The sequence below is a fragment of the Streptomyces sp. G5(2025) genome (assembly GCF_049542075.1).
Lineage (GTDB): Bacteria > Actinomycetota > Actinomycetes > Streptomycetales > Streptomycetaceae > Streptomyces.
Window position 1 is genome coordinate 44,111 of record NZ_JBMUZT010000001.1, and the last position, 24,587, is coordinate 68,697.

The window sequence follows — 24,587 nt, forward strand, 5'->3', positions numbered from 1 at the left end:
TTTCGAAAGGGATGGAAACGTGAAGACCAAAGACCGTGCTGCCGGGCCCGTCGCGAACGGCGTCCCGGTGCCGGGGCAGCCGGCGGGGCCGGTCGCTCCGCCCCGGGTTTCCGCGCGTCGGCGCAGGCCGGGCCTGATCGCGCTGTCTCTGGCGCTGATCGCGGCCGGCGGCGCCGGGGTGGTGGTGCTGGTCCTGCAGACTGGGCACCGCACGCAGGTGGTGACGGTGACGCGGGATGTCCAGGTCGGTGAGGTGATCACCGAGGCGGACCTCGGGGAAGCCTCGATCTCTTTGGACCCGGCGGTCAAGGCCGTGAAGGTCGGGGACCGTGATGCGGTCATCGGCAAGCACGCGGCGGTGGAGTTGCGCCCCGGCTCGCTGCTCGCCCCCTCTCAGGTGACGTCCCGTTCGCTGGTGCGTGCGGGGGAGCAGGTGGTGCCGGTCGGCCTGAAGCCGGAAGAGGTGCCCGCATCGGCGCTGGCGCCGGGCCAGAAAGTACGCCTCGTGCACGTACCGGCTCAGGGCGAGGAGGCCCCGGCGAAGGACGCGCAGACGCAGGACGTGGTGGCCGCGCGGGTGGTCAAGGCCGGCGACGCCGCCCCGGGTACCGGGGTGGTGGTCGTGGACGTCGCCGCGAAAGCCGGGGATGCTCCGCGCCTGGCGGCCTGGGTCGCCTCCGACACCGTGCGGCTGGTGCTTGATGCTCCGGGCGGTACGAAGTGAGTGTGATCGCGCTGGCCGGCTGCAGTGGAGCGCCGGGGGTGACGACAAGCGCGCTGGCGCTGTTGCTGTCCTGGCCTCTGAAGCCGGGGCGCAGGATGGTGCTGGCCGAGTGCGACCCGGACGGCAGTGCCGTCCTGTACGGGCTGCTGCAGGGCACGGTCGGTGACCGCTACGGTCTGCGGAATCTGTCGGTGGCCTCCCGCAAGGGCGATCTGGTGGAGGCGTTCTGGCGCCAGCTGATCGATGTGAGCGCCGAGGACGGCAAGGCGGAGTCACCGCGGGATCGTCTGGTCCTGCCCGGGGTGACCGACCCCGCCCAGTCGGCGGGGCTCGCCCCGGCCTGGGAGCACCTTTCCCACCTGTTCACCGGTATCGGCAACCAGCCGATGGAGGCGCACGATGTGCTGATCGACCTGGGCCGCAGCGGTGCTTTTGGCCCCTCGGCGGTGCTGGCCCACCGTGCGGACGCCCTGGTCGTCGTCGTGCGCAACACCATGCGCTCAGTGCAGGCCGCCCAGACGCGCGTAGAAGCGCTGGAGGAGAAGGTCGGCAACGTCGGCGTCCTCCTCATCGAGGAGGGCCCCTACCCGGCCGGGGAGGTGCAGCGGCTGCTGAAGGTTCCGGTCGTTGCCACCTTGCCTTATGCGCCCCGGGAAGCCCGGGTGCTCTCCGACGGAGCCGAGCAGCCGCGCCATTTCACCCGGTCCGCGCTGATGAAGGCCGCCCGCTCGGCGAGCACGGTTTTGGAGCAGCGGGCCGCGCTGCGCCGCGCCCGCATCGCCCCCCGCAACGGCTCCGGGGAGGTGACGTATGCGCGGTAAGCCGGTACACGCCGACCCGGTCGTGCGCCCGCAGCCCGGCCATCCTTTGAGCGCACGCCTGCAGGCGCAGGTCAACGGCGGCACGAACGCGGGCACCGCGACGAGCATCCCTGCCGGCACGCACGTGCCGCAGGCCGTGGCCGATCACAAGGTGGCTCAGGCCATCAAGGCGCAGGTGGCCAAGCAGCGCGAGGAACTGCTCAAGTTGGACCCGACCCTGGACCGGGCCAGTGAGGAGCAGCGGTGTCTGGGCTGGATCAATGAGGCGGTGGCGCTGTGGTCGAATGCCGCGGCGGCCGAGCGGGGCGTGAGCCCGACCGCGGCCGAGGACGACGCGCTGCGGCGCCTGGTGTACGACCTGCTGTTCCGTGCGGGCCGCCTGCAGCCCTACCTCGACGACCCGAGGGTGGAGGACATCTTCATCAACGGGCCCGATGACGTGTGGCTGGACTACGGCGACGGCGAGCGGCGCAAGGTCGCTCCGGTCGCCGACTCCGAGGAGGAACTCCTGGAGCTGCTGCGCGAACTCGCCCGCGACTCCGGCCACGGCGAACGCACGATCTCCACCGCCAGCCCGCTGCTCGCGCTCTCGTTGAAGGACGGCTCGCGCCTGCAGGCCATCACCGATGTCGGACCGACGACGTATGCGGTGATCCGCCGTCATCGGGTGCAGAGCGCCGATCTGGAGGGCATGGTCGCGCTGGGCACCATCGACCCGGTCCTCGCGGAGTTCCTGCGCGCCTGCATCAGGGCCGAGAAGAACGTGATCATCGCGGGCAAGCAGAAGGCCGGCAAGACCTCCCTGATGCGCGCCATGCTCAAGGAACTCGACGCCGATGAGCGGTTCGCCACCATCCAGACCGAGGACGAGCTGTTCGCCCACAACAACGGCTACCACCGGCAGGCGATCTCGCTCGTGGCCCGCGAGGGCAACGGCGAAGTCGGCGCCAACGGACGCAGCGCGGGCGAGGTCACTCTCCTGGACCTGCTCCACCCGGCGCTGCGCATGTCGTTGGAGCGGATGGTCGTCGGTGAGGTCCGCGGCCCCGAAGTGGTGGCGATGATGCAGGCCCTGACCAACGGCGCCGGCGGCAACCTGTGCACCATCCACGCACGCCGCCCCGACATCGTCTTCGACCGCATCGCCGAGCTGTACGCGCTCGCCCAGGGCAACCTGTCCGAACAGCTCGCCTACCGGCAGATCGCCAACGGCCTGGACTTCATCGTCTTCGTCTCCATGATCGACGAGACGAAGATCGGCGGCCGCCGTCACCGGTTCGTCTCCCACATCGTGGAGATCACCGGCGTCGGCGAGTCCGGACGCCCGGCCACCAACGACATCTTCGCCCCCAACCGGGCGGCAGGGGAGGAGCGGGGCGTTCCCACCGGCACCCACCCCGAGTGCATCGACGACCTGCGCCGCGTCGGCTTCAACTCCGAACTCCTGCAAAACCCGTACGGGGCGTGGGCGCAGCCGCTGCCGCTGAAGGTGGTGAGCAGCACATGACGCTCCTGTGGGCACTGATCAGCGGCATGGCCCTGACGGGCGGTCTGACCGCCCTGGTGTGGGGGATCGTGGGCACCACCGCCCCCAAGCAGCCGCGCCGCGCCGCCCGTTTCGGGCAGGGGCTGCGCGCGTGGAACACCGGATCGCGTGATCTGCGCATGCGCCGCCGCACCCAGGCCGCGGCCGCCGCCGTGCTGTGGCTGGGCCTCTGGCTGGCAACCGGGAACTTCGTCGCGGGCCTCCTTGTCGGCGTCGCGGTCATCGGAGTCCCCTGGCTCCTGGCCCCGGCCCACGCCACCAAAGCACGCATTGAGCAGCTGGAGGCCCTAAGCGAATGGACGCAGCGGCTGGCCGGACTGCTGCGCCTTGGCATGGGCCTGGAACAGGCGATGATCACCAGCCGGAAGGGCGCCCCCGACGAACTCGCCGAGCAGATCAGCACCCTCGCGGACCGGCTGACCATGGGATGGCGCCCCGAAGAGGCACTGCGGGCGTTCGGCGATGACCTCGACGACATCACCGCCGACAAGATCGTGGCCGCGCTGATCCTGTCCGTCGCCGACCGCGGCCCCGGCCTCGCCCAGGCCCTGGAAGACCTGGCCGCCACCGTCCGCGCCGAAGTTGCCCGTAAACGCGACACCGAAGCCGACCGTGAGAAGCCGCGCACCACCATGCGATGGATGGTCATCATCACCCTCGGCGTCATCGGCGCGGGCTTCCTCGTCCCCTCCTACACAGCCCCCTACTCGACACTGCTGGGGCAGCTCGTCCTGGCGATGCTGACGGCCGGGTTCATCGCCACGCTCGCCCTGATGCGGCACCTGGCCCACTACCGGCGCATCCCGCGCTTCCTCGTGCCGGACGAGCGCAGCACCGTAACCCTGCCCGCCCCGGCCCAGGCACCTGAGCACGAAACGGCGGCCGCCCGATGAACATCACGCCCATGGTCCTGACTGGCGGCGCTGTCGGCGCCGGCATCGCGCTCCTGGTCCGTGAACTGCTGCGGCCCCAGCCCGCCCTGGGCGCCGCCCTGCAGCGCACCGACCAACGCGTCCTGGCCGCGCCCGCCGCACCGGTCCTGGACCGCGACGAGGTATGGGGCCGCTGGCTGCTGGAGCGGCTGGGGCGCCTGCCGGGCGTGCGCGTGCCGACCCAGAACCTGGCCCTGCTCGGCCAGGGGCCGGGCCGCTTCATGCTGCAGAAAACGTCGCTCGCCGCGCTCGGCCTGCTCTGCCCGGTCATCATCTCCATCCCCTGGATCGTGGCCGGGGTCTCCGTGCCCTTCTACGTGCCCGCCCTCTTCGGACTCCTCGTCGCCGGAGTCCTGTGGATCACCCCGGACCTGGCGGTGCGCGACAAGGCCAAGCGGGCGCGCGAGGAGTTCGCCCACGCCATGGCCGCCTACCTCGATCTGGTGGCCCTCAAGCGCGCGAGCGATGCCGGCCCCACCACCGCCCTGGAAAAGGCCGCAGAAGTAGGCCGCGGCTGGCCCTTCGTCTACGTCCAGGGCGCCCTCGTACGGGCCCGGCTGGAGAAGATCCCCCCGTGGCAGGCCCTGACCGACCTGCGCGACGAATACGACCTCCCGGTCCTGGGCGACATCGCCGAGATCATGCGCGGCTCCTCCACCGACGGCGCCGCCGTCTACAAGCAACTGCGCTCGCGCAGCGCCGCCCTCAACCCGGAACTGCTCGCCTTGCAGGCCGCCGAAGCGAACGCCGCCAGCGAGAAGATGACCGCCCCCGGCGCGCTGTTGGCGGTCCAGGTGATGCTGCTGATGGCCTTTCCCGCCGTCGTGCGCATGCTGACCAGCTGACCAACCGACCCACCCGACCTAGGAGCTGACGCCCCATGCGATACACCGCCCACCGCACCTACCACCTCGCGCGCACCCTCGGCGCCCACCTTCAAGAGCGCCTGGAGGCGGCCCGCCGGCGCCCCGACCGGGGGGACATCAGCATCACCACCGTCATCATCTGGGTGGCCTCGGTGACCGGCGCCCTCCTCATCGCCGGGACCATCGCCGTGGTGGTCGCCAAGTACAACGGCAAGCTGAACGGCATCTGATGAGACACCACGACTGGCGGGATGAGCGGGGAGACGCCTCTATTCAGATGGCGATCGTCTACCCTTTCGTGCTGCTCGTCGCGGTCGCCGTGATCCAGGCCTCGATGTGGTACTACGCCCGCGAGATCGCGCTTACCGCCGCCCGCGAGGGCCTGAGCGCGGGCCGCTCCTACCAGGCCGGGCCCGGCGACGGCGCGGCACGTGCCCGCGAGGTCCTGAGCCGCACAGCGGGCGACAGCCTGCGCAGTGCCAGCGTCTCCACCGCGGGCAGCACCGGCGAGCGCATCCGCATCCAGGTATCGGGGACGGCGCAGTCGATGCTGCCGGGTGTGCCCGGCCTGCGCATCACACAGTCAGCGTCCGGCCCGGTGGAGCGCTGGACGGTACCGGGGGAGTGAAGTCGGTGTTCCGAAGAGTCCGTTGCGCACCGCGGGATGCGGGCAGCGCCGCCATTGAGGCGGCCATCGTCCTTCCGGGGCTGCTCGTCTTCTTGTGCATGGCCATCGCCGGCGGCCGGCTCGTCATGTCCGGCTCCAAGGTCGACGCAGCGGCGCAGGACGCGGCCCGCGAGGCCTCCATCCACCGCACCGTGTCCTCCGCCGAGGCCGCCGCCCGCTCCGCCGCGACAGAGTCCCTCTCCGATCAGGGCGTCACGTGTGCTAACACCAGCGTGTCTGTCGACATCAGCGGCCTGGCTGTGCCCATCGGCCAGGTGGCCACCGTCTCGGCCACCGTGCGCTGCACCGTCAACCTCTCCGACCTCCTGCTCCCCGGCGTCCCGGGAGCCAAGACGCAGCAGGCGACCGCTACCTCGGTCGTCGACCAGTACCGGCAAAGGGGCTGACCATGATGCTCGAACCGCGCCCCCTCGATGACCGCGGCGGCGTCACCGTCTTCGTGGCGATCTGCGTCCTCGCGCTGCTCGGCATCGTCGGTCTGGCCGTCGACGGCGGCGGCAAGATGCGCGCCACCGAGCGCGCCGACTTCATCGCCACCGAAGCCGCCCGCGCCGGCGGCCAGGCCATCGACCCGGCCCAGGCCGTCCCCGGAAAGGCCGTCACCGTCGACCCGCAGGCCGCCCAAGCCGCAGCCCAGGCCTACCTGAACGCCGCCGGCACCCCCGGCACCGCCACCGTGTCCGGCGACGGCAAGACGCTGACCGTCACCACACGCAGCACCTATGACACGAAATTCCTGGCGGCCATGGGCATCGGCACCCTTTCCGTGACCGGGCACGGCGAGGCCAACCTCCTGCACGGCGTCATCACCCCCGAAGGACCGTAGATGCCCACCCACACCCCCGCCGACGGCCGCACTTTCGCCGCCATCCTGCGCGCCCTGGCCAGCCTCGCCGTCCTGGCGGCCGCCGTCGCAGGGCTGCCGCTGCTGCTGGCCAAGGTCACCCCCGTGGTGCGGGCGACCAGCCGCGACGACCTCACCCACCTCCTGGACCGCCAGGACACCGGCGGCGCCTTCCTGCTGCTGCTCATCGCCATCGCCTGGATCGGGTGGGCACAGTTCACCCTCTGCGTCCTGCGGGAGATCCCCGCACAGCTGCGCGGCCGGACCTGGCAGGCACCACGCGGCCTCGGCTCCTCCCAGCGCCTGGCCTCGGTCCTGATCGGCGGCATCCTGGTCCTGCTGCCCACCGGGACCGCCATGGCCAGCCCGGCCACCGCAGCTCCCGCCACTGCCACGCTCAACCCGCAGCAGGCCCACCCCGTACCGGCCAGTGCGGCCGCGGCTCGCCCCGCCGCCACCGAGGCTGACGACACTGCCCCCCTGTACACCGTGCGCGATGTCCGCCCGGCGGAAAGCCTGTGGAGCATCGCCGAGGACCAGCTCGGCGACGGCGAACGCTGGCGCGACATCGCCCAGCTCAACGAGGGCCGCACCATGGGCGACGGAAGCACCTTCCACGCCAGCGCCTTTCTGCAACCCGGCTGGCAGCTGCGCATGCCCGCATCCCCGGCCGACCAGGAAGCCCCCGCAGCGCGGGATGAGCGCACGCACGAGACGACGGTCGGGGCCGGTGACACCCTTTGGGAGATCGCGGAGAAGGAGATGGGCGACGGCGCGAAGTACCGCCAGCTCTTCGAGGCGAACCGCGGCGCCCCCCAGCCGGACGGAACCACGCTGACCGACCCCGACGAGATCCGGGCGGGCCTCAAGCTGCAGGTGCCCCAGCAGGCAGCCCCTGCATCCCCCAGTAAGCCGGCCGACCCGAAGAAGCCAGACAGCGGCAACGAGGACCGCGCCGACACCAGCCGCGAGCCTGCCCACGACTCCCCGCAGGGCTCCGGCAGGAAGGAAAAGTCCCCGAAGCCGCCGAAGGAAGACCCGGAGGAACACGCGGGGGACAACCGGCACCGCCTCCGGTCACCTCCACGCCCGACAAGCCGGCGAAGACCGCGCCGCCCACAAAGCCTGCGGCCCCTGCGCCGAGCACACCGGACCAGGCACCCGATGCCGAGACGGCCGAGTCGCCCGTCGGCGTACGCGAGGCAGCAGGAATCGGCATGCTCCTCGCGGGATGCCTGATCGCCGCCGTGGGCGTCAAGCGCCTTCTGCAGCGCCGCCGTCGGCGCCCCGGTGAGACGATCGCCATGCCCGCCGAGCCTGCCCGCCTTGAGCACATCCTGGAAGCGAGCAGCGAACCGGGCAGCGTCGACCTCCTGGACCGGGCGCTGCGCACCCTGGCAGACCACGCCGCCCAGACCGGCGCCACGGTTCCTGCCCTCCGCGGTGCCCGCATCGCCTCCCGCACCGTCGAACTCCTCCTCGACGACCCCACAACAACCGCTGCCCCCCTGGCACCCTTCACCGCCGCTGGGCAAGGACGGTGGGCCCTGGACGAGGCGCACCCCCTCCTCACTCCTTCCGAGGCCCGCGAGGTCCCGGCCCCCTACCCGGGACTGGTCACCCTGGGCACCGACCCGGACGGCAGCCACCTCCTGCTCAACCTGGCCACCACACGCGTCCTGCTGCTCGACGGAGACGAGGACGCCGTACGAGACACCGCCCGCGTCATCGCCCTGGAAGCGGCGACCAGCGCGTGGAGCGATCACGCAGAGGTCCTCACCATCGGCCTGGGCACAGAACTCCCCGCCTTGCTGCCCCAGGGCCGACTGCGCGTCGTGCCGCACCTGCGCGCCGCCCAGAGCGAACTCGGCGAGCTCCTCCTCGAACACCACCAGCACGCAGACGACGCGGGCGACGACGAACCTGCTCCCCTTCCCTGGCTGCTGATCTGCTCCGCACACGCCACCACCAGCGACGCCCGGCACCTGGCCGACACTCTCACCGCAGCCCGCAACCTGCCCGTCGCCCTGGTCCTGCCCGCCCACGACGTACGGGCCGCCTTCCCCGACGCTGCGGTGCTCAACGTCGGCTCCCCCTCCCCGCAGCGCCTGGACGCCCTGGACAGCGAGGTAGTCGTGCAGTCCCTGACGCAGGAGGACTACAACGCCTTCCTCGACGTACTGCACACCGCCGAGAAACCCGCCCACCCCGCAGAGGGCGCCTGGACACTTACCGCACCCGCCCCGCTGCACGAACCGATCGCGGCAGAGCACCAACCCGAAGCCCCCTTCGCCGGCCTGTCAGCCGTCCCCGAGGTTCCCTTCGCCGCGCTGGCTGCCACATCCGATGCTCCCGCAATCAGCCACACGCACAATGTCGGCCCCTGGGATGGTGGGCGCCATCCTCATGCCGCGGAAGAGAATCCTCTCGACCCCGCGGGCGAGGACATGGAAGCCGGCGCGCGGCAGAAGAAGCCCGACGAGCCCGTGGACCTGCACGCTCCGGAAATCCAGGTACTCGGACCGGTGACTGTAACCGGCGTCCAAGCCAGCGGCCACGGCTTCAAGCTCGCGCTGCTCGCCGCGCTCCTATACTTCAAGCCCAACGGCTGCACCATCGACACCGCGCGTGAAGCTATGGACCCGCGCAGCCCCTGGTCCAAGCCGACCCTGCAGGTCCGTATCTCCGAGCTACGCAACCGCCTGGGCGCAGACGCGGACGGCAACCTCTACCTGCCCAAGAACCGCACCGGCATCTACCGGCTGTCACCCAAGGTCCGCTGTGACTGGGACCGCTTCCAGCAGCTCGCAAAGCGGGGCCTCACCCAGGGCCCCGCCTGCGGCACCGGCGACCTGGAGGCCGCGCTCGCGCTCGTCCGCGGCCGCCCGTTCGGCGGCGCAGACCTCACCTGGGCCGCCGCACGCACACAGGAGATGCTGGCCCGGATCACCGATGTCGCCCACACCCTGGCCACCTGGCACCGCACGGCCGCGCGCCCGAACCTTGAGGCGGCCCGTCGCGCAGTACGCATCGGGCTCGACGTCGACGGCAGCGCCGAACTGCTCTATCAGGACTGGATGCTGATCGAGGACCAGGCGGGCAACGTGGAGGGAGCCCGCCGTGCCTACGAGACGCTCAGGGAGGTGAACCGGGGGATCGGCGTCGGAATGGAATCCGACACGGAGCAGATCTTCGACACGATCATGAGCCGAAGCGCCTCGTAGCGGTGCAAAGGCTCACCCCGAACATTCCGCACGAGAAGCGCTTTCGGCCTCCCGCCTACCGTGTGCCGCACGCCCCGGTAGCTTTTCACCACTCCTTGGGGTCCGTGGCGGACGCAGCCCTCACGGATCCCAAGGCCCCCTCGCCGCCCAGGCCGTTGACCTGCTGTGATCTTATCGACGGGGTTCGGTCGACGAAGCACTGGTTATCACCATCCCGACCACCGGGTAACAGTGGCTAATGTGGTGGCATGGCTGTGATGACACTGCGAATCCCTGACGACCTGGATCCCTCAATCCGCGCGGGCGCCGAGGCCGCCGGCCTCTCCCTGAACGCGTACATCGTGCGGGCCGCTCGCCGCCAGGCCACCCTCGATGCCGCACAGCAGCTCGCTGCGCTCGGTCTGGGCGAGGACCTGGCGGGCGAAGGCGACGCCCTGTGAAGCGTGGAGAGATCTGGACCTTGGCTGATGGCCGCAATGTCCTGATCGTCTCCCTGGACGGTCTGGAGCAGGCGTTCAGCGCCGTTCTCGCCCTCGTCCTGCACCCCTCCGGGAAGTACCCGGACACCGCAATGTCCGTGGTCATCGGAGACCCGCTCCCCTGCACTGCGGTGGCGGTCAACCTCCAGCAGCTCCGCACCGACTGGTTCACTGGTGGCACCCGAGTCGGCGCCATCGACACCGCCGCGATGGAGCGCGTGAACCAAGCACTCCGTGCCGTTCTCGACCTGTAGGACGACGACAGGGGAACAGCAGGATGGGCCTCGTCACGGACGCGTTCAGTCGGGGCAGCCGGTCCCGCGGTTCCGCTGCTCGCGCGCCTCGGTGTTCTCCCGGATCGCGTGGGCGACGTCCAGCAGCGCGAACGCGACGGCGGCCCGACCTCCTTCAAGAAGATGAAGGTGTACGTCACCCGGGCGGCGAAACCCAATGCGCCTGCTGTCCTGGTCGTAGGCCTTGGTGGCTACGTGCTGAAGTTCTTCTCCACCAAGGACGCCGACGCCGAGGCTGCTCTGGTGAAGAAGGTCGGCCTGTATATCGACGCGCACCGGCGCCCGGCGGGCGAGTTCTTCGAGGGCGGCGCGCATGGCCTCGGTGACCAGTTCCAGGCGGGTCAGGTCTCGGACCGCGGCGAGGACGTGGGTGTAGTCGGTGCGCTGCCGACCGTGTTCCGGGCCAGGCCAGCCGTCCGCATCTTCTCCAGCGCGAGGTTCAGCAGCTTGTCCGCCCGGCCCTCCCCGGCCAGGCGCTCGCGGAAGTCGGTGAGGACGCTGTGGTGGAAGCCGGGGTCCTCCAGTTCCATGCCCAGCGCGTACTTGAAGTCGATGCGGTTGCGCACGGACTCGGCGGCCTGCCGGTCGGACAGCTCCGGCAGGAACTGCAAAACGGACACCGTGGCCAACTGTGCAGGTGACAGGCCCGGCTTGCCGTCCCGGGGGTACCACTCCTCGAAGTCCTCGTCGCTCCACAGACCGTCGAGGAGATCACGGATGGCCATAGCCGTGGTGCCCTGTGGGTTGCACGCCCGGGCGACCCGCACGGTCAGCTCAGGTACTACGCAGCCGGGGAGCGAACGCACATCTGGAACCTTCGAATTCGCGAGTCCCAACTGTGCCCGCCGCGTAGACCACCAGATCCGCGATTCCTGGAGCGACCACCACGATCGGGTGAACGCCCGTCGACGCACCAGCCACCGCAGCCACACCAACACCACAGAGCACGAACGAAGCGTTCGCCCAACGGTCATCGGGACCGTGAAGGGGTCTTGGCCGGAGAACGGACCCGCGCGTTGATGCCCTGAGCAGGGGAATCAGCCCGTCGGATCGGCAGGCCGAACAGTCTGTGCACCGCCCACTCACCGGTGCCACGGCCGACGATGTCCCTTCGCTTACCACGCTCCCTGGGCTGTTCACCACGTCTGGTGAGCGCCGTGGTGAACAGGAGTTACGGCCTCGTGATCGCTGAGGGGCACTGGTGGACAGCGAGGTGGTAAGCGCCGCGGCGACATTTGTGGTGCACGGTCGGTGCAGGTTCCGCCACCTCTATCCACAGGCCAGCCGCCTTAGAAAGGCCGGTGTCCGCTTCCGGTGGTGAGCTGCCGGAACACAGAACGAGAGGACATGGCCTTGCCACAAACCGAGCTCGACAAGCAGGTGGAGGAGACCGTCGAGGCGCTGACGGTCGGTATCGGCCGGTTCCTGTCCGGCGGTGACATGGACGGTGTGAAGCGGACCGATGCGACGTTCTGGCACAAGGGCACCCAGGTCCTGCCGAAGGTCGAAGGAAAGGTGACCCGGTCCTCTTACCGGGCCGGGTGGCAGCGCCTCACCTTTCGCATCAGCACGCTGGCCGCGCTGGGCATCGGCGGCTATCAGGCCGGGTGGGTCCACCAGGACGCCACCGTCGCCACTGCCCAGGACGTGTGGGCCAACCCGGACCCGGCGCTCGCCGCGCTGGAGCCCGGCGGGATCGGCGCGGCCTCCGTCCTGACCGTGGGCAGCGCGGCGTACATGGTGCTCACGCGCGAGCGCCGCGAGCTGATGCGCGAGTGGGTCGGTCCGCTGCACGACGCGCTCCACCGGCCCCTCGGGCTGGCGGAGCAGACCGACCCGCGCCGCTACCTCCACGTCCCGAAGAACTTCACCGACGACGACGCGGAGATCCGCATCGACCTGCCCACCCGCCTGGGCTTCTCCCGCGACGTCGTCGCCGACCTCATCACTCAGAAACTTGCCCTGCAGGGCGTCACGTTCTCCTGGCACCCCGAGGGCCGCACGCCGTACGTGCTGGTGAAGAAGACCCGCAAGCCCCCGGCCAAGGCCCTCTTCAAGGACCCCAAGGCGCGGGAGCTGGTGGCCAAAGCCAAGGAGTCCGCGCCGATCATCGGGTTCGGCGCCGGCGGGCAGATCGTCTCGGTCGACCTGGATGCCGAATCCCCGCACATCCTCGTCAACGCCTCCACGGGCGGCGGCAAGTCGGTGACCCTGCGCTGCATCGCCTGCCAGATGCTCCACCACGGCTCACGCGTGTTCGTCCTGGACACCAAGCGGATCTCCCACCCGTGGGCGCGCGGCCTGCCCGGCGTCACCTACTGCGCCGACATCGCTGACATCCACGACCAGCTCATCGCCCTCGGCCTGGAAGGCCGGCGCCGCACCCGGGTCGCCGACAAACTGGGCATCGACGCCGACCCCAAGGCCATCGGCCCGCGACTGCTGATCCTCCTCGAAGAGGTCAACGCGACGATGAAGCAGCTGGCCCGCTACTGGGAGAAGATCCGCGAGTCCGGCGACCCGAAGGTCTCCCCGGCCATCGACGCGCTCAACGAGATCCTCTACATGGGCCGCCAGTTGCGCATGCACGTCCTTTTGGTCGCGCAGTCCGCCACCGCCCGCGCCCTGGGAGGCCCGGAGGTCCGCGAGCAGTTCTCCACCCGCGTCCTCGCCCGCTACAGCGCCAACGCCTGGCGCATGCTCGCCCCCGAAGTCCACCCGGCGCCGAAGTCCACCAAGCACCGCGGCCGCGCCCAGGTCGTCTCCGGCGGGTCCGCGCGGGAGACGCAGATCCTGTTCTTCACCGAGACAGAAGCCCGCGAGTGGGCCACCACCGGCAAGACGGCCGCCGACGTCGGCGGCTCCGTCCCGGTGCAGCTGCTGCGGCCGCCCGCTGACTCCCTCGCGGACACCCCGCCCACCAGCACCGGCGAACTCCCGCCCGCCTCCGAGCCGCCCACGGACGGAGCCCGGGCCGCCGACGCCCGGAACCCGGCTACCGCGCCCGGCGAGCTCGCGACCAACGCCACGGCGACGCCGCCGGCGACCCCGGTCCCGGTCGTGGTCGACGAGGACCAGGCGGTGGGGCTCCGCGAGGCCGCCGAACACCACCTGCCCGGCATCACCCTGGCCGCGCTGCGCTTCGCCCGCGCCAACGACCCGGCCTTCCCCGGCTCGGCAGGCAAGCGCGGCGCCGAACTCCTCTACCGCGTCGGCGACCTCAAGAAGTGGGCCCGCAACCGGCCCCGCGCCGCCACCGGCACCACCGAACTCGACTGACCACCAAGCGAGCCGCGGGTCGGAAATCCGACCCGCCACCCGCCGATCCGGACCTGTCCGCTTTCACCGACACGATCCCCCCAGCCCTGGAGAACACCCGGTCCACCAGGCACCACACAGAACAGGTACACCGCCGCCATGACGAAGACCGCGCTCCCGACGATGCTCAGCTTCTCCGCCCCCGACCTGCGCGAGCAGATAGAGGCCCTGCCCGAGGGGGCCGCCCTCATCGGCATCAGCACCGACGGCCGCGCCATCGCCGTCGACCTGACCGGCGAATGCCCGCACGTCCTGGTCTGCACCGCCACCGGCGGCGGCAGCACCACCGTGCTGCGCTCCCTGACCGCCCAGTTCCTCCACCAGGGCGCCCACGCCCTGGTGCTCGACCCCAAGCGGATCTCCCACCTGTGGGCGAAGGGCCTGCCGACCGTCACCCACCGCGGGAACGTCGTCGGCATCCACGACGCCCTGGTCGGCCTCGGAGAGGAACTGGCGCGCCGCCTCGACCTCACCGACACCGAGCTCAACGCCGCGCCCCGGCTCATCGTGTCGGTGGACAGCGCCTATCACGCGCTGCGCCAGCTCACCCGCTACTGGGAGACGTTCCGCGACAAGGGCGACCCGCACATGTCCCCGGCCGTCGCCGCCCTCGAGGCCGCCCTGTGCACCGGGCGCGCGATCCGCGTCCACGTCATCCTCGACGGCACGCCGTCCTTCAGCGTCCTCGGGGTGGCACCGCACGAGATGTTCGGCACGGTGATCCTGCCCGGGTCACGACCACCACCTGGCAGCGCCTCGCCCCGCTCGCCGGCCCCGCGCCGAAGCCGAGCAGGCTCTTGGGCCGCAGCCACGTCATCCAGGAGGACGAGGCTCACGAGACGCAGACGATCTGGATGACCGACGCCGACATCGTCACCTGGCTCACCGACCCGGACGACACCCAGAGCTGACCGAGCGCCGGACACACCACGGGCCCCCGGGGGATCAGCCATGACATCCCCGGGGCCCGGCTCTATGGGGTGTGGCGCTGCCTGCAGTCGGAAGTCAGGCGGAGCACAATACGGGGTCGTGCACACCAAGCCCTCTGAAGACCTCCGCGATCGGGAACTCACCGAACTGGGCCGTTATTTCACGCCTGGCGAGGCTGCCCGCGCCCGCGCTCTGGCTACGTAGCTCGGCACGTTCCTCCTGCACCAGCACGCCAAACGCCTTCGCAAGCTCAGCGCGCGCTTCAGCGACCGCCCCCGCAAAGCTGCGGCACTGAAGATCTGGCTGGCCTCCCTCTCGAAGGAGAGACGGGGCAGCTTCGCCGAACTCGCCGCCTTCGAAGCCGCCGCCCTGGTCCTTCCCGCGAGCGTCGACAGCGCCCACTGGTACAGCGGGTGGAAGATTCTCCAGGACCATCCGGACTCGACACCCGACAGCCTGCGCACTCAAGTCAGCGAACTGGAGGGCCTGTACGCCCAGGCGGTGCTGCGCCGCAGCAAGGGAGCACAGACTGGGGAGCAGGCCCTGGAGGGCGGGGCAGCGGTGACGGCAAGAGCGCCGGGGCGCCGGGGTCCGCGTTCGGCTTCCAGGCCCGTCACGACGCTCGCTGCTTCCTGAGCTGCCAGCTCCGCCTCCAGGTTGCCGACAGGGCGCTGGGTGATCTGGCCTACGCGTTGTCTCCGGGTTCCACGGGCTTCACGCGATCCAGCGGTGCGTCCCATTCGATGCCACCGCCTTCCGGCACCATGAACGCCTGCCTGCTGACCAGCTTGCCCGAGGTCTTGAGCCGTCCTCGATGACGCCTGCGAGCAGACCGGTGCGCTCCGCTACGAATGGTGGCTGTTCTGGGTCGGTGACGGGGGCAATCCCGTTGCCGGCCGACCCGTTCCTGACTGGGAGGACTTGAAGGAGCGTGAACGGGCGCTCGGGCTGCGCGAGCGGCAGCCGATCCTCGTCTCGCCGGCTGGCCGGGTCGATCCTCGGCTGAGCGAGAGCCTGCGACGCTCGGCATTCTCGGCCAAGTCGCCAGGCACGCAGGCCGCGTATGCCCCGCTCTACCGGTTGTTCTTCACGTTCCTGTGGTCCTGGTTATGGGGGTCCTCCACTCTTGTCCGTTGTCCACTCAGCAGTGCCCTACCTCCCACCCGCCTTCACCATGCGAAGACCCGCACCGTTCAAACGGGCGCAGGGCTTCCTGGCCTCAGCGGTAACTCTTCGTAGCAACGTGCACAGACGGCAGCAGGAACGGAGACGGGCGGCTCCTGCCGTCACGCCACGCCATCCTGAAACGTCGTCTCTGGAGCTCCATGCCCCAGGTGGGCGAATGCCTCGTACCTGTCACGCCGCATGGTCTTGATTGCCTCGCGCTGCTCCCTGGCGCCGCCTTGATAGGACACCAGCGGATTGAGCGTGATGGGGTGTCTTCTTCCGTCCCTCCAAGCAAGGTGGACCGAGTTCAGTTCATCGATGGCTCTGGAGAGGGTCGACGTGGAGGTCCGCATCTCCTTGGCGATCCACTGAAGGGGAAGAGCGAGTCCGAGTCGCCAGTTATCTTCTGTGGCGAGTAGTTCAAAGGCGTGTCGTGCACGAGGGCTCAGCGCGTCGATGACCGGGCGGGCTTCAGGGTGGATCTGGTCGATGGCCCCGTGCTCCGTGCAGCGTTCCCACGCATCGGCCACGATCTCGTCACACCGTGCGTTGCCACCCCGTTCGAGTCGGGCGTGGCACGCGTAGCTACACCAGTGCTCGAGTTCTTCGAGCATTCCCTCAGGCAGCGGCATGTGGCGTTGGCGTGCTGACAGCGCGCTGCGGAGAGCGTCCATGGCGTGGCGGTCCATGGTCACGGTGACGCGGCCGTCCTTGTACCGCCGGTCGAGTTGGATGCCGTCACGCAATGCTTGGACGAGGGGGTGCCGCCCGTCCACGACGTCGATCTCGGTGATCTTCATAATGCGCCTTGCTCTCCAGGTGAGGTTGCTCGGGCTGCGGCCTTCGTAACGGCTTGTGGGGCACCGAGTCGAGGCAGCCATCGCACGCTTAACCTGGGAGGGCGAAAAGTCTGAAGAATCCGGCTTGATGTCCCGGGCCAGTTTCAGGGCTTTCTCCAGCTCGGGGCGGACCTTGACGCGGGTGCTGATCTTCTCGGAGAAGATGGTCTTGCACTGTGCGTATTCGAGGGCGTCGAGCTGGCTCTGCAGTTCCTGCTGGGTGGTGGAGATGTGGGCGTATCCGATGCGGATTGGTTCGCCGGTGACCTCGGCCGGGGTTGCTTCGACGGGCGGGCCGGGCTTCCACACAAATGACCGTCTGCGAGAGACCCCGTTGAGCGGCGGCACCCTCGCGGGCCAGGATGATTACAGGCCCTCCGCAGACACAGGCCGCTACAGCGGTTGCCCTGTGTCGAGTCGAACTTGCCTGAACGAAGGCCAAAAACGGGCAACGGTCTCGTAGTCCTTGTCGACGTGAAGCACAGTCAGGTCTTCCACATGTGCCGTGGCCGCGAGTACGAGGTCAATGGGGCTACAGCAGCGGTGCGCCCCCTTGGCTGTCAAGGCCTCCTGCATGCTCCGAGCTGCGTCGTACACCTCGGGTCCCGGCGTAAGGGACTCAAATAGCTTGGCGAGCCTACCAATCAATTTGTCGCGATCGCCAGCCTTCTGTGCGGAGTAGCAAATCTCAAACTCGATGAGTCTCGTTGAGAACCGCGCGGCGGCCTCCGTAGCGTCGAACGACACCGACGCACACAACGGAGGCGGTGCCCATGAGCGCACCCACACCCGCCGGCCCCAGCCGGAAGACCGCGGCCTCCAGCCGCCCGCCTTCGGCCGGCCCTCCCCGGCGCTCATCGCCCGCGCCGACCGCGGCTACGCCCGCTTCCTCGCCGTCCAGGCCCCAACCGCCGACACCGGTGACGACGACCAGGACGACGACGCGGCGGGCCTGCGGTGAGCGGGGCCCACGCCGTGCTCCACGACCCCACGGGCCTGATGGACGTCGAACTCCCCCTGGACCGCGCACCGCACGAGGCCCTCGTCACCGCCGTCCTCGCATGGAAGAACCCGGACCTCACGCCCCGCGACTATGAGCAGATCGCCCTCCAGCTCACCGGGCACGCCCGCGCGGTCGCCGCCGACGTTCAGCACCACGCCGCCGCCCTGCCGAAGAACGACGGCCGCGGCGCCCTCGCCGAAGTCATCCTCCGCGAAGCCGCTGCACGCCTCTCCCAACCGCTACAGGGCACCGCACGCTGCGCCCAGAACCGCGCTCGGCTGGTCCGGGCCCTCTACGAACGGCTGGACCGCCTCACCGAAACCCTCCCGGCAGCCCCGCAGCGGTGCGCCGGTCCGGCGGCGCCAACATCGGCCTGATCGAGCTCACCGCCCGCTACGCCCTCGACAACGGCTTCCACGTCGTCCTGGAGGGCATCCTGTACGCCGACCGCTACGGCACGATGCTCCAGGACCTGATGCGCGCCCACCAGGGCGTCACGCGGTGCTACTACCTCCACGTGCCGTTCGAGGAGACAGTGCTCCGGCACGCGACGAAGCCAGATGCCGAGTACCTTGCGCACGTCAACGAGAGCCACCTACGCGACTGGTACCGAGAGAGGGACCTGCTCCCCAACGGCCTGGAGACCGTCATCGACGCGGCCAGCCCCCTGGATGACACGGTCCAGCAGATCCTCTCCGAGAGCGGCCTGGACGGCATTCTCCCGATCGACCGCTGAGGGGGGCCAATGGGCGTGGAGAACGGATCGCAGAGCATCCCGTGGGGCGGCGAGTGGCGACGCCACCTCCGCTCCGATGCCGAGATGGGTCTCGTGCGCTCGTGGATGCGCCACCTCGAATGCCCGACCTGCAAGGCAGCCGCAGGGCGGGCCTGCCGCACCGCGGGCGGCCGCCCGACCAACGAACACCGTGCACGCCGTGACGCCGTAGGCCCCATCCCGTACGCGCAGTGGCGAAAGGAGGGCCTCATCCCGGAGCAGCGGACGTACACGATTCCGGCCGTGCTCAAGGAGTCGTAGAAGGCCCGCGCCGACTTCAACGTGGACACCGCCCTGGCCGACGGCGTGGCGGTCGTTCGCATGTTCCTCGCCGACCGGCTCGGGTTGTTCCTCCAGGGCGAGGAAGCCACGGACCGCATCGACGACGCCGTGCGCAAGCTGATCGAGGTCCGCGGCCCGGTGGGGACGGCCGACCTGGTCACCGTACTCGCCGCCCAAGTCGCCTCACTGCTGGCTGCGAGCGCCGGCCCCGACGGCGACCCGGAAGCCCTGTTCGACACGGTAGTCCGCGCGCAGATCGACACGGCCCGCAAGATGCAGAAGATCCGGAGGGAGCGCCCCGAGGGCTGACCCGGCCAGCTCTCTACGACTGGCCCTGCTCGTGGGCTTCACCGGCAGCGGCGTAGCGGGTGAGGTCGACACCGGCCGAGCGGGCTTCCTTGAGCCGGGTGGATACCAGGCCGGAGGAAACACTCAGCTCGCGCGCGATCTCGTAGCCCTTCAGTCCTTGCCGGTGAAGTTCGACGATCTGGTCCCGTCGTTGCCGGGAGCGGCCCTCGTACGCCGTGCGTTCCTCGGCGACCATGCGCACCACCGTCCGTGGGGACACTCCGAACCGGTCCGCGAGCTCACGGGCCGTCGCGGTGCGACGTTCACGCCTGGGCTCCTGCGTCACGACGTCCCCCTCATGTACTCGAGCATGGCTTCGGTGCGCTCGTCCCGGCGCGCAGCTCGTACTTGCCCGGAAGCCTTCCCGCCCTTGGCGCCGCCCTTTTTGCCGCGGGCGGACTGGATGGCGACGAAGGTGGCCTCGTAGACAGCTGCGCCGTCCTTCCACATCCTCGACCTGGTCGTGATCCACCGGTGGATGCTGTTGGCGATCGCACGCGCCTCCACGGCCGGCAGCGGCTCCGCGAATTCGGCGTTGCGGGTATGGACTTCGGCGTGGATGGCGGTGTGGAGGGTGTCGGGGCTGCCGAAGTGGTGGCGAACCTCGCGGTACGCCCAGGTCCGGGCCGTCTCGAAGATCGAGCAGTTGCGCCCCAGCCCTGTGATGTTGGTGCGGAACCGCTTGGTCTCCCGCCAGCGCGCGGGCGGCATGTGGCCGCTCAGCGCCTCCTCCAGGCCGCCGAGCGTGTGGAGTCCGCCGTGGAGCCACTCGGTGCTCCAGTCCATGTGCAGCGGGTTCTTCGTCATCAGCCCCGAGTACGCCGCATCGCCGTCCAGTGCGCGGCGCAGGCCCTCGGTGACGGCGGCGGCGTAGGCCAGTGGCTTGCGCCTGGCGTACTCGGTTCGCGTCACCGCCTCCGCCAGGGCCCACACCGCGTGAGCGTGACCATTCACCGGGTTCTCCACGACCGCGTTGGGCAGCGGATGCGACCCCACCGACGACACCGCCCGCAGCACCGCATCCGAGTGGTCCACATCCACGACGAGGAGATTGCTCATCGCCGACGGGTTCGCCTCCACGTACCGACGGGTCATCGCCACCGGCCGCCGCTCACGCCGGATCCCCTCCTGCAGCCAGTTCGTGGCGTACGGCCGCAGCGGCAGCCACAACTCGTCCCACTGCACTCCGGGCAACTCGACGTTCATGGGCTGATCATCCCGAGCCGACCGATCCGGGAGAGCCGGACACGCCGCAGGATTCAAAGTGAGTCACGAAAGCCAAGTCAGATGGTTCCCGCCCACGCGCCGCTCGTTCCCGCTGGAAGTCTTCAAAGTACGCCACGAAGACCAAGTCAGATGGTTGGGCTTCCCCACCCGGGGAAGCCCAAGACCGCTTGCCACAGAGAGCCACAGATTCAAGGTCGGTCAGGAGCCAAGTCAGATGGTTCAGCTCCGCCGGGCACCATGACCTACCCCCGACTCCCCGACCAGCCCCCGCCGCCCCGCAGTTCGCCGGGGGAGCACCCCGAAGACCCCAGGGCCTACACGCACACCAGTGCGATGCTCGCGGCCCAGAAGCCCCGGCATCGCACCCCAGTGCGTGTAGAGCCTGGGGTCGGTGCCCCTGGCATCAGACAGCGAAGGGCCCCGGGCCGCTCGTGCGCCCCGGGGCCCTGTCGCCGGTCTCACCGCCCCTGCTCACCAGTCGTCAGGTGCGCTGCCCACCCACGCGATCGGCCGGCCCTCGCTGGTGCGGCCCCAGTGCGGCTCCTCCATCGAGTCTCGTGACCGTGTCCAGGACTTCGCGGAGGGCTTCACTTCCTGGGGACAGCGGCACGGCATCGAGGTGCTCTAGGCGCTCGCCCACATGCAGTACGCCGAACGCATGACAGGGCAGCACCTGGTGTCTGCCCTGCCGTTTAGTGGGTGTGTCGAGGACGAAGAAGAAGACGGTTGTCAGTCAGCGTGCGAAGGCAGAAGCGCGGCGAAGGCAGGCTGCGGCCGAACGGATCGGGCCCCAGCCGCCGAAGTTGCCGAAGCGTCCCAGCCTCCGAGACCTGAACCCACCAGGAATTTGGTACAAGCCCGACAACTGGCATCGGCCCGGGCCCATGGTGAAAAAGCTGGGGGCCTCGGGCGCTCGCCAGTTCGTAAGCCAGGCAAACGCCGATATGGAGCCCGGTGAAGCCGCGATCAACGAGCACATGCTGGAAGTGTTGATCCGCTACGCAGACACGTATGGACGCTCCGGCATTCCCGGTGCCGCCTCCACCCTCGACAAGATCGTCCGCACCTCGTCCTTCCTTACTGAAGTGATGGAAGCACAGCAACTAGACGAAGAAGAGGCGCTGGCAGCAGTGCACGATCTGCACGCTCTTGGTCTGCTGTGGGTGGACGACGATGGCTCTGTTTGGAGGTCGATTCCTCCGGGGTTTCCGGACTCAGAGAACGCCGAATGGCGCATGTGTGATCGAGTATTGGTGCCGCAGCGGACGATCTGAAACGCATTAGGGCGGCCACGCACTCCGGGCAGCCGACTCCCACGCGGCCGGGGCTACGAGGCCCACTCGAGTCCGAGGCCGGCGAGTGTGGTGAGCTTGTCAACGGTCAGCTTCGCGCGCCTGGTCTTGGTGTTGCTGAGGAACACTCCGAGCTTGACTTCTGTCCCGTCCGGCAGCGCCTCTACGTGGCCCCTGGGGACCGTCACAGAGCCCGTACGGGCCTTGTACTGCGCCAGGGCCGCAACGCCCCTCTCGAAGGCGCTCACGGGCGCCGTGGACGGCTCCGCAGACACCTCCGGCTCCGGGGCCGGGGCGAGCGGGGTGACGCCGACGGCCTCCAGGCGCTCGCGCTGCCCGTCGGCCAGGGCCGCCCACACCTCCGGCTTCCACTGCCGGGCCAGCCACTTCCCGATGTCCATGCCGTGCACGGTGAAGCCGGGCAGGACCTCCGCCGGCCCTTCCTCGTCACGCACCAGCTCCCGCAGCGCGGCGTAATGCCGCTGCCACTCGGTCGGCCACGACGGGTTCCAGTCCTCGTCCACGGCCAAGAGCGCGGCCTCCCAGTCCGGGTGACCCTCCAGCGCACCCGGACGGCGCAGGTTGCTCAACCACTGCCCCACGGGCTTGTCGAGCGCGGCCGCCGACCGGGGAGCGCACAGCGTCCAGTGCTCCTGGTAGTACACCCGGGCCGCCGCCAGGTTCTCCTGGAACCGCGCATCGGCCGCCGACCAGGCCATGCCCAGCTTCTCCAGCCGCGCCGCGCGCAGGCCGTTCATCTGCCCCGCCCCGAACGCCCGTCGCTGCTCCGCGACCCAGGTCCCCAGCGGGAACGTGCCCTCCTTGTGCTCGTACGGCACCCGGGCGTGGCCCTCACGCTCCGCGTACTCCTTGAGCTTCGCCCAGCCGCGCGCCCAGTCCTGCCGCTCGGTGTCGATCACGTTGAAGGACACCCAGTTGGCGACCATCACCGGATCACGCGGAGCCGCGAAACGCAGCAGGAGACGGGTTTCTTCCTCGTTATCACCGGGTGCGGCACCGATGTATTCGGAGGGCTGAGCGACGTCCTTCTGGGGCTCCTGCGGGATCGCCAGCAATTCCACGGCCTCTTCATCGTGAGCCCGCAGACCTTCCAATACCTTCACCAACGGCTTGTACGAACCCGAGGTGAACATATCCTCCGGGCTTTCGTCAGGCTGGAGGAATACCGGCACGATCAGAGAGGCAAGCTTTCCTTCTCCGGGCTTCTGGCGCAGCGCGCGGCCGATCGCCTGCACGATGTCGTGCGGCGCCCCCTTGGGGTCCAGGAGCGCCACGGAGTCCACGGCCCGGATGTCCACGCCCTCGCCCAAGACGCGGCAGTTGGAGAGCACCGCGCGCCGGGCGGTGGAGCCGAACTTGCCCAGCACCTCCCGCCGGCGCTCCGGGACGTGCTCGCCGCACAGCCAGTCCGCCCAGATCTGAGCCGGGTACTTCTCCGGCTGGTCGGCGTGCAGCCGCTTGGCCACCCGCTCCAGACCCTCCGCATACGCCGCGGCCTCTATGGTCCGGTGGTGGAAGGTGATGCAGGTCTGGAGGTTGTGCTGCTCCATCGTGTGCAGCAGCGCGGCCTGGAGCGCCCCGAGGCGCTGCCCGCGAACCTCCTCGGTGTGCCGCTCCTCGCCCATCAGCCGCTCAGGCGTGACAACCGGGTCCTGGAGCTCCAGGACGATGATCTGGTACCGCGCCAGCAGCTTCCGCGACACCGCCGACGCCAACGAGAGCTTGTACAGGACGGGCCCGAAGACCTTCTCGTCATCCATGGAGGCCGCCATCTCGCGCGGCAGCGGGTCCCGCACCCCTTCGGCGACCTCGCGGTTCAGCCGCTCCTCCCAGATCCGCGGCGTCGCCGTCAGGTACAGACGGCGGTACGCCGGGATCTCGGCCTGGTCGTGGATGTCCGCCCACGCCTTACCCATCGACCCACTGGTCCGGTGCGCCTCATCGACCACCGCCAGGTCCACCGGGGCGAGCTTCTGCCCGTAGGCACCCTCGAACGCCTCCACCAGCACGCCCAAGCGACGCGTAGGTGGCGTAGATGGTGACCGGCCCCTGGAGTGCCACAGCGCCAGCTGGATCGGGTTCGTCGTAGAGCCGCACCCTCAGACGACCACAGCTCCGGATCGTCCAGCGGCGAGCACACCATGACCGCCGGCCCCTTGTGCCCGGCGCCGCTGCCACGCCTTCACGGTCTGCGCCAGGAGATCCAGGGTCGGCACCACCACGAGAATGCGGCCCTTGGGCACAAGCCGCTTCGCGGAGGCTGCCGCGATGATGGTCTTTCCCGTCCCGCACGCGGCGTGCACCTGCCCGCGCAGACCATTCCAGGGAATGCCGCCCGGCGGAATATCGAGGCCGCGCACGATGGCGGAAACGGCCTCGATCTGGTGATCACGCAGCTTCACAGCCATGCCCCGTGTTCTCCTTTTTTGCGGAATGCGGCGCGTAATAGCAAACAGAATTCAGGCGCAAGGTGCGCAGCAGTAGGGAGGTAGCATCTGATCTCAGACTCTACACAGCCATAACTCATGATGCATCATCGGGCCGCCAACTTCACACCCGAAGGTGGCACAATGACTCAATCTCACCAAGAACGGCCGGTTGTCCTGTACTCTGACGGAGCGTTGGTGAACATGCTGGGGACAGCTAGACGGTGGGGGAGTGGTTCAGGGTGGAGCGCAGCGGAACCCGTCACTACAACGAGGCCGGCACTCCGTCAGGCCGACAGCCTGTCACATCGCTTGCAGAGGTGACAGGTAGGAATCCCAAACCCTACACAGCCCCGCACGTGATGCACCCACCCTTCACTGCCAGCCCAGGAATCCCGCTTGCGGGATTGCCCGCAATACGCGCTTGCGCGAATTGATACGCATTCAGAATTCCGCTTGCGGAATTCGATTCCCGCGCTTGCGCGGGAATCCGAATTGCGCTTGCGCAATTCGCGCTCTATGCCCCGCTTGCCGGGCGTGTG

At 69.4% G+C, this 24,587-nt stretch carries 27 protein-coding genes and 2 pseudogenes; 22 read left to right on the forward strand and 7 right to left on the reverse strand.

Features of this window, described 5'->3' with window-relative positions; translation table 11 throughout:
• The first annotated feature begins 19 nt into the window (after positions 1-19).
• The 13 genes from ACOBQB_RS00245 (at position 20) to ACOBQB_RS00305 (ending at position 10,378) form a co-directional block, all read left to right on the forward strand.
• Positions 20-724, forward strand: coding sequence for an SAF domain-containing protein (locus ACOBQB_RS00245; RefSeq protein WP_423587860.1), 705 nt, complete (start codon positions 20-22; stop codon positions 722-724).
• On the forward strand, positions 721-1,545 hold the full coding sequence (locus ACOBQB_RS00250; RefSeq protein ID WP_423587861.1) for a hypothetical protein: 825 nt from the start codon (positions 721-723) through the stop codon (positions 1,543-1,545). Before ACOBQB_RS00245 ends, ACOBQB_RS00250 begins: the two co-directional genes overlap by 4 nt.
• Entirely contained in the window at positions 1,535-3,052 is a 1,518-nt protein-coding gene (locus ACOBQB_RS00255) for a CpaF family protein (protein WP_423587862.1), read from the forward strand. Before ACOBQB_RS00250 ends, ACOBQB_RS00255 begins: the two co-directional genes overlap by 11 nt.
• Complete coding sequence (locus ACOBQB_RS00260) at positions 3,049-3,984, forward strand: type II secretion system F family protein (RefSeq protein ID WP_423587863.1); 936 nt, start codon at positions 3,049-3,051, stop codon at positions 3,982-3,984. The genes ACOBQB_RS00255 and ACOBQB_RS00260 overlap by 4 nt, the downstream gene beginning before the upstream one ends.
• Positions 3,981-4,868 (forward strand): hypothetical protein, encoded by an 888-nt coding sequence (locus ACOBQB_RS00265; protein WP_423587864.1) that lies wholly within the window; start codon positions 3,981-3,983, stop codon positions 4,866-4,868. The genes ACOBQB_RS00260 and ACOBQB_RS00265 overlap by 4 nt, the downstream gene beginning before the upstream one ends.
• 35 nt (positions 4,869-4,903) lie before the next feature.
• Entirely contained in the window at positions 4,904-5,119 is a 216-nt protein-coding gene (locus ACOBQB_RS00270; RefSeq protein WP_423587865.1) for a hypothetical protein, read from the forward strand.
• Positions 5,119-5,517, forward strand: a complete 399-nt coding sequence (locus ACOBQB_RS00275; RefSeq protein WP_423587866.1) for a TadE family protein — start codon at positions 5,119-5,121, stop codon at positions 5,515-5,517. The genes ACOBQB_RS00270 and ACOBQB_RS00275 overlap by 1 nt, the downstream gene beginning before the upstream one ends.
• A 5-nt stretch (positions 5,518-5,522) precedes the next feature.
• Positions 5,523-5,963 carry a TadE family protein gene (locus ACOBQB_RS00280; RefSeq protein WP_423587867.1) on the forward strand — a complete coding sequence of 147 codons (441 nt, stop codon included), beginning with the start codon at positions 5,523-5,525 and terminating at the stop codon, positions 5,961-5,963.
• A 2-nt stretch (positions 5,964-5,965) separates the two neighbouring features.
• A complete protein-coding gene (locus ACOBQB_RS00285; protein ID WP_423587868.1) occupies positions 5,966-6,403 on the forward strand; it encodes a TadE/TadG family type IV pilus assembly protein in 438 nt (145 codons plus the stop codon).
• Positions 6,404-7,660, forward strand: coding sequence for a LysM peptidoglycan-binding domain-containing protein (locus ACOBQB_RS00290; RefSeq protein WP_423587869.1), 1,257 nt, complete (start codon positions 6,404-6,406; stop codon positions 7,658-7,660).
• Positions 7,639-9,645, forward strand: a complete 2,007-nt coding sequence (locus tag ACOBQB_RS00295) for a bacterial transcriptional activator domain-containing protein (protein WP_423587870.1) — start codon at positions 7,639-7,641, stop codon at positions 9,643-9,645. Before ACOBQB_RS00290 ends, ACOBQB_RS00295 begins: the two co-directional genes overlap by 22 nt.
• 257 nt (positions 9,646-9,902) lie before the next feature.
• Positions 9,903-10,085: a toxin-antitoxin system HicB family antitoxin gene (locus ACOBQB_RS00300; RefSeq protein WP_423587871.1), complete on the forward strand. Its 183-nt coding sequence runs from the start codon at positions 9,903-9,905 to the stop codon at positions 10,083-10,085.
• Positions 10,082-10,378, forward strand: a complete 297-nt coding sequence (locus tag ACOBQB_RS00305; protein WP_423587872.1) for a hypothetical protein — start codon at positions 10,082-10,084, stop codon at positions 10,376-10,378. The genes ACOBQB_RS00300 and ACOBQB_RS00305 overlap by 4 nt, the downstream gene beginning before the upstream one ends.
• 45 nt (positions 10,379-10,423) lie before the next feature.
• Here ACOBQB_RS00305 and ACOBQB_RS00310 read toward each other — a convergent pair whose 3' ends face one another.
• Positions 10,424-10,732 (reverse strand): hypothetical protein, encoded by a 309-nt coding sequence (locus ACOBQB_RS00310; protein ID WP_423587873.1) that lies wholly within the window; start codon positions 10,730-10,732, stop codon positions 10,424-10,426.
• A 26-nt stretch (positions 10,733-10,758) separates the two neighbouring features.
• A complete protein-coding gene (locus ACOBQB_RS00315; protein ID WP_423587874.1) occupies positions 10,759-11,142 on the reverse strand; it encodes a transposase in 384 nt (127 codons plus the stop codon).
• Between the two features lie 622 nt (positions 11,143-11,764).
• Between ACOBQB_RS00315 and ACOBQB_RS00320 the strand changes: the two genes are divergently transcribed.
• Positions 11,765-13,696, forward strand: coding sequence for a helicase HerA domain-containing protein (locus tag ACOBQB_RS00320; RefSeq protein WP_423587875.1), 1,932 nt, complete (start codon positions 11,765-11,767; stop codon positions 13,694-13,696).
• A gap of 138 nt (positions 13,697-13,834) precedes the next feature.
• A complete protein-coding gene (locus tag ACOBQB_RS00325) occupies positions 13,835-14,593 on the forward strand; it encodes a hypothetical protein (RefSeq protein WP_423587876.1) in 759 nt (252 codons plus the stop codon).
• Between the two features lie 1,358 nt (positions 14,594-15,951).
• Here the strand turns inward: ACOBQB_RS00325 and ACOBQB_RS00330 are convergent.
• Together ACOBQB_RS00330 and ACOBQB_RS00335 are read right to left on the reverse strand one after the other, a co-directional pair.
• Complete coding sequence (locus ACOBQB_RS00330) at positions 15,952-16,980, reverse strand: recombinase family protein (protein WP_423587877.1); 1,029 nt, start codon at positions 16,978-16,980, stop codon at positions 15,952-15,954.
• 84 nt (positions 16,981-17,064) lie between these two features.
• A complete protein-coding gene (locus tag ACOBQB_RS00335) occupies positions 17,065-17,460 on the reverse strand; it encodes a PIN domain-containing protein (RefSeq protein ID WP_423587889.1) in 396 nt (131 codons plus the stop codon).
• Between ACOBQB_RS00335 and ACOBQB_RS00340 the strand changes: the two genes are divergently transcribed.
• From ACOBQB_RS00340 to ACOBQB_RS00360, 5 genes and pseudogenes are all read left to right on the forward strand, one after another.
• Positions 17,369-17,632, forward strand: a complete 264-nt coding sequence (locus ACOBQB_RS00340; RefSeq protein ID WP_423587890.1) for a hypothetical protein — start codon at positions 17,369-17,371, stop codon at positions 17,630-17,632. The two genes, ACOBQB_RS00335 and ACOBQB_RS00340, sit on opposite strands and share 92 nt — an antisense overlap.
• Positions 17,629-18,051, forward strand: a complete 423-nt coding sequence (locus ACOBQB_RS00345) for a DUF6415 family natural product biosynthesis protein (protein WP_423587878.1) — start codon at positions 17,629-17,631, stop codon at positions 18,049-18,051. The genes ACOBQB_RS00340 and ACOBQB_RS00345 overlap by 4 nt, the downstream gene beginning before the upstream one ends.
• Positions 18,024-18,410, forward strand: a pseudogene (locus ACOBQB_RS00350) (kinase); the annotation flags it as partial. The gene ACOBQB_RS00345 and the pseudogene ACOBQB_RS00350, both read left to right, overlap by 28 nt.
• 15 nt (positions 18,411-18,425) lie before the next feature.
• Complete coding sequence (locus ACOBQB_RS00355; RefSeq protein ID WP_423587879.1) at positions 18,426-18,710, forward strand: zinc finger domain-containing protein; 285 nt, start codon at positions 18,426-18,428, stop codon at positions 18,708-18,710.
• Between the two features lie 21 nt (positions 18,711-18,731).
• Positions 18,732-19,040: a hypothetical protein gene (locus tag ACOBQB_RS00360; protein WP_423587880.1), complete on the forward strand. Its 309-nt coding sequence runs from the start codon at positions 18,732-18,734 to the stop codon at positions 19,038-19,040.
• Between the two features lie 13 nt (positions 19,041-19,053).
• Here the strand turns inward: ACOBQB_RS00360 and ACOBQB_RS00365 are convergent, their stop codons facing one another.
• The gene (locus tag ACOBQB_RS00365) at positions 19,054-19,365 is read right to left on the reverse strand and encodes a hypothetical protein (RefSeq protein ID WP_423587881.1); all 312 of its coding nucleotides are present in this window, start codon (positions 19,363-19,365) and stop codon (positions 19,054-19,056) included.
• Positions 19,362-20,285 (reverse strand): replication initiation protein, encoded by a 924-nt coding sequence (locus ACOBQB_RS00370; RefSeq protein WP_423587882.1) that lies wholly within the window; start codon positions 20,283-20,285, stop codon positions 19,362-19,364. Before ACOBQB_RS00370 ends, ACOBQB_RS00365 begins: the two co-directional genes overlap by 4 nt.
• Before the next feature lie 412 nt (positions 20,286-20,697).
• Between ACOBQB_RS00370 and ACOBQB_RS00375 the strand changes: the two genes are divergently transcribed.
• Both ACOBQB_RS00375 and ACOBQB_RS00380 read left to right on the forward strand, forming a co-directional pair.
• Positions 20,698-20,934: a hypothetical protein gene (locus ACOBQB_RS00375; protein WP_423587883.1), complete on the forward strand. Its 237-nt coding sequence runs from the start codon at positions 20,698-20,700 to the stop codon at positions 20,932-20,934.
• A 256-nt stretch (positions 20,935-21,190) separates the two neighbouring features.
• A complete protein-coding gene (locus tag ACOBQB_RS00380) occupies positions 21,191-21,580 on the forward strand; it encodes a hypothetical protein (protein ID WP_423587884.1) in 390 nt (129 codons plus the stop codon).
• A gap of 53 nt (positions 21,581-21,633) precedes the next feature.
• Here the strand turns inward: ACOBQB_RS00380 and ACOBQB_RS00385 are convergent.
• Positions 21,634-24,027, reverse strand: a pseudogene (locus ACOBQB_RS00385) (Helicase associated domain protein).
• Positions 24,028-24,587 lie beyond the last annotated feature (560 nt).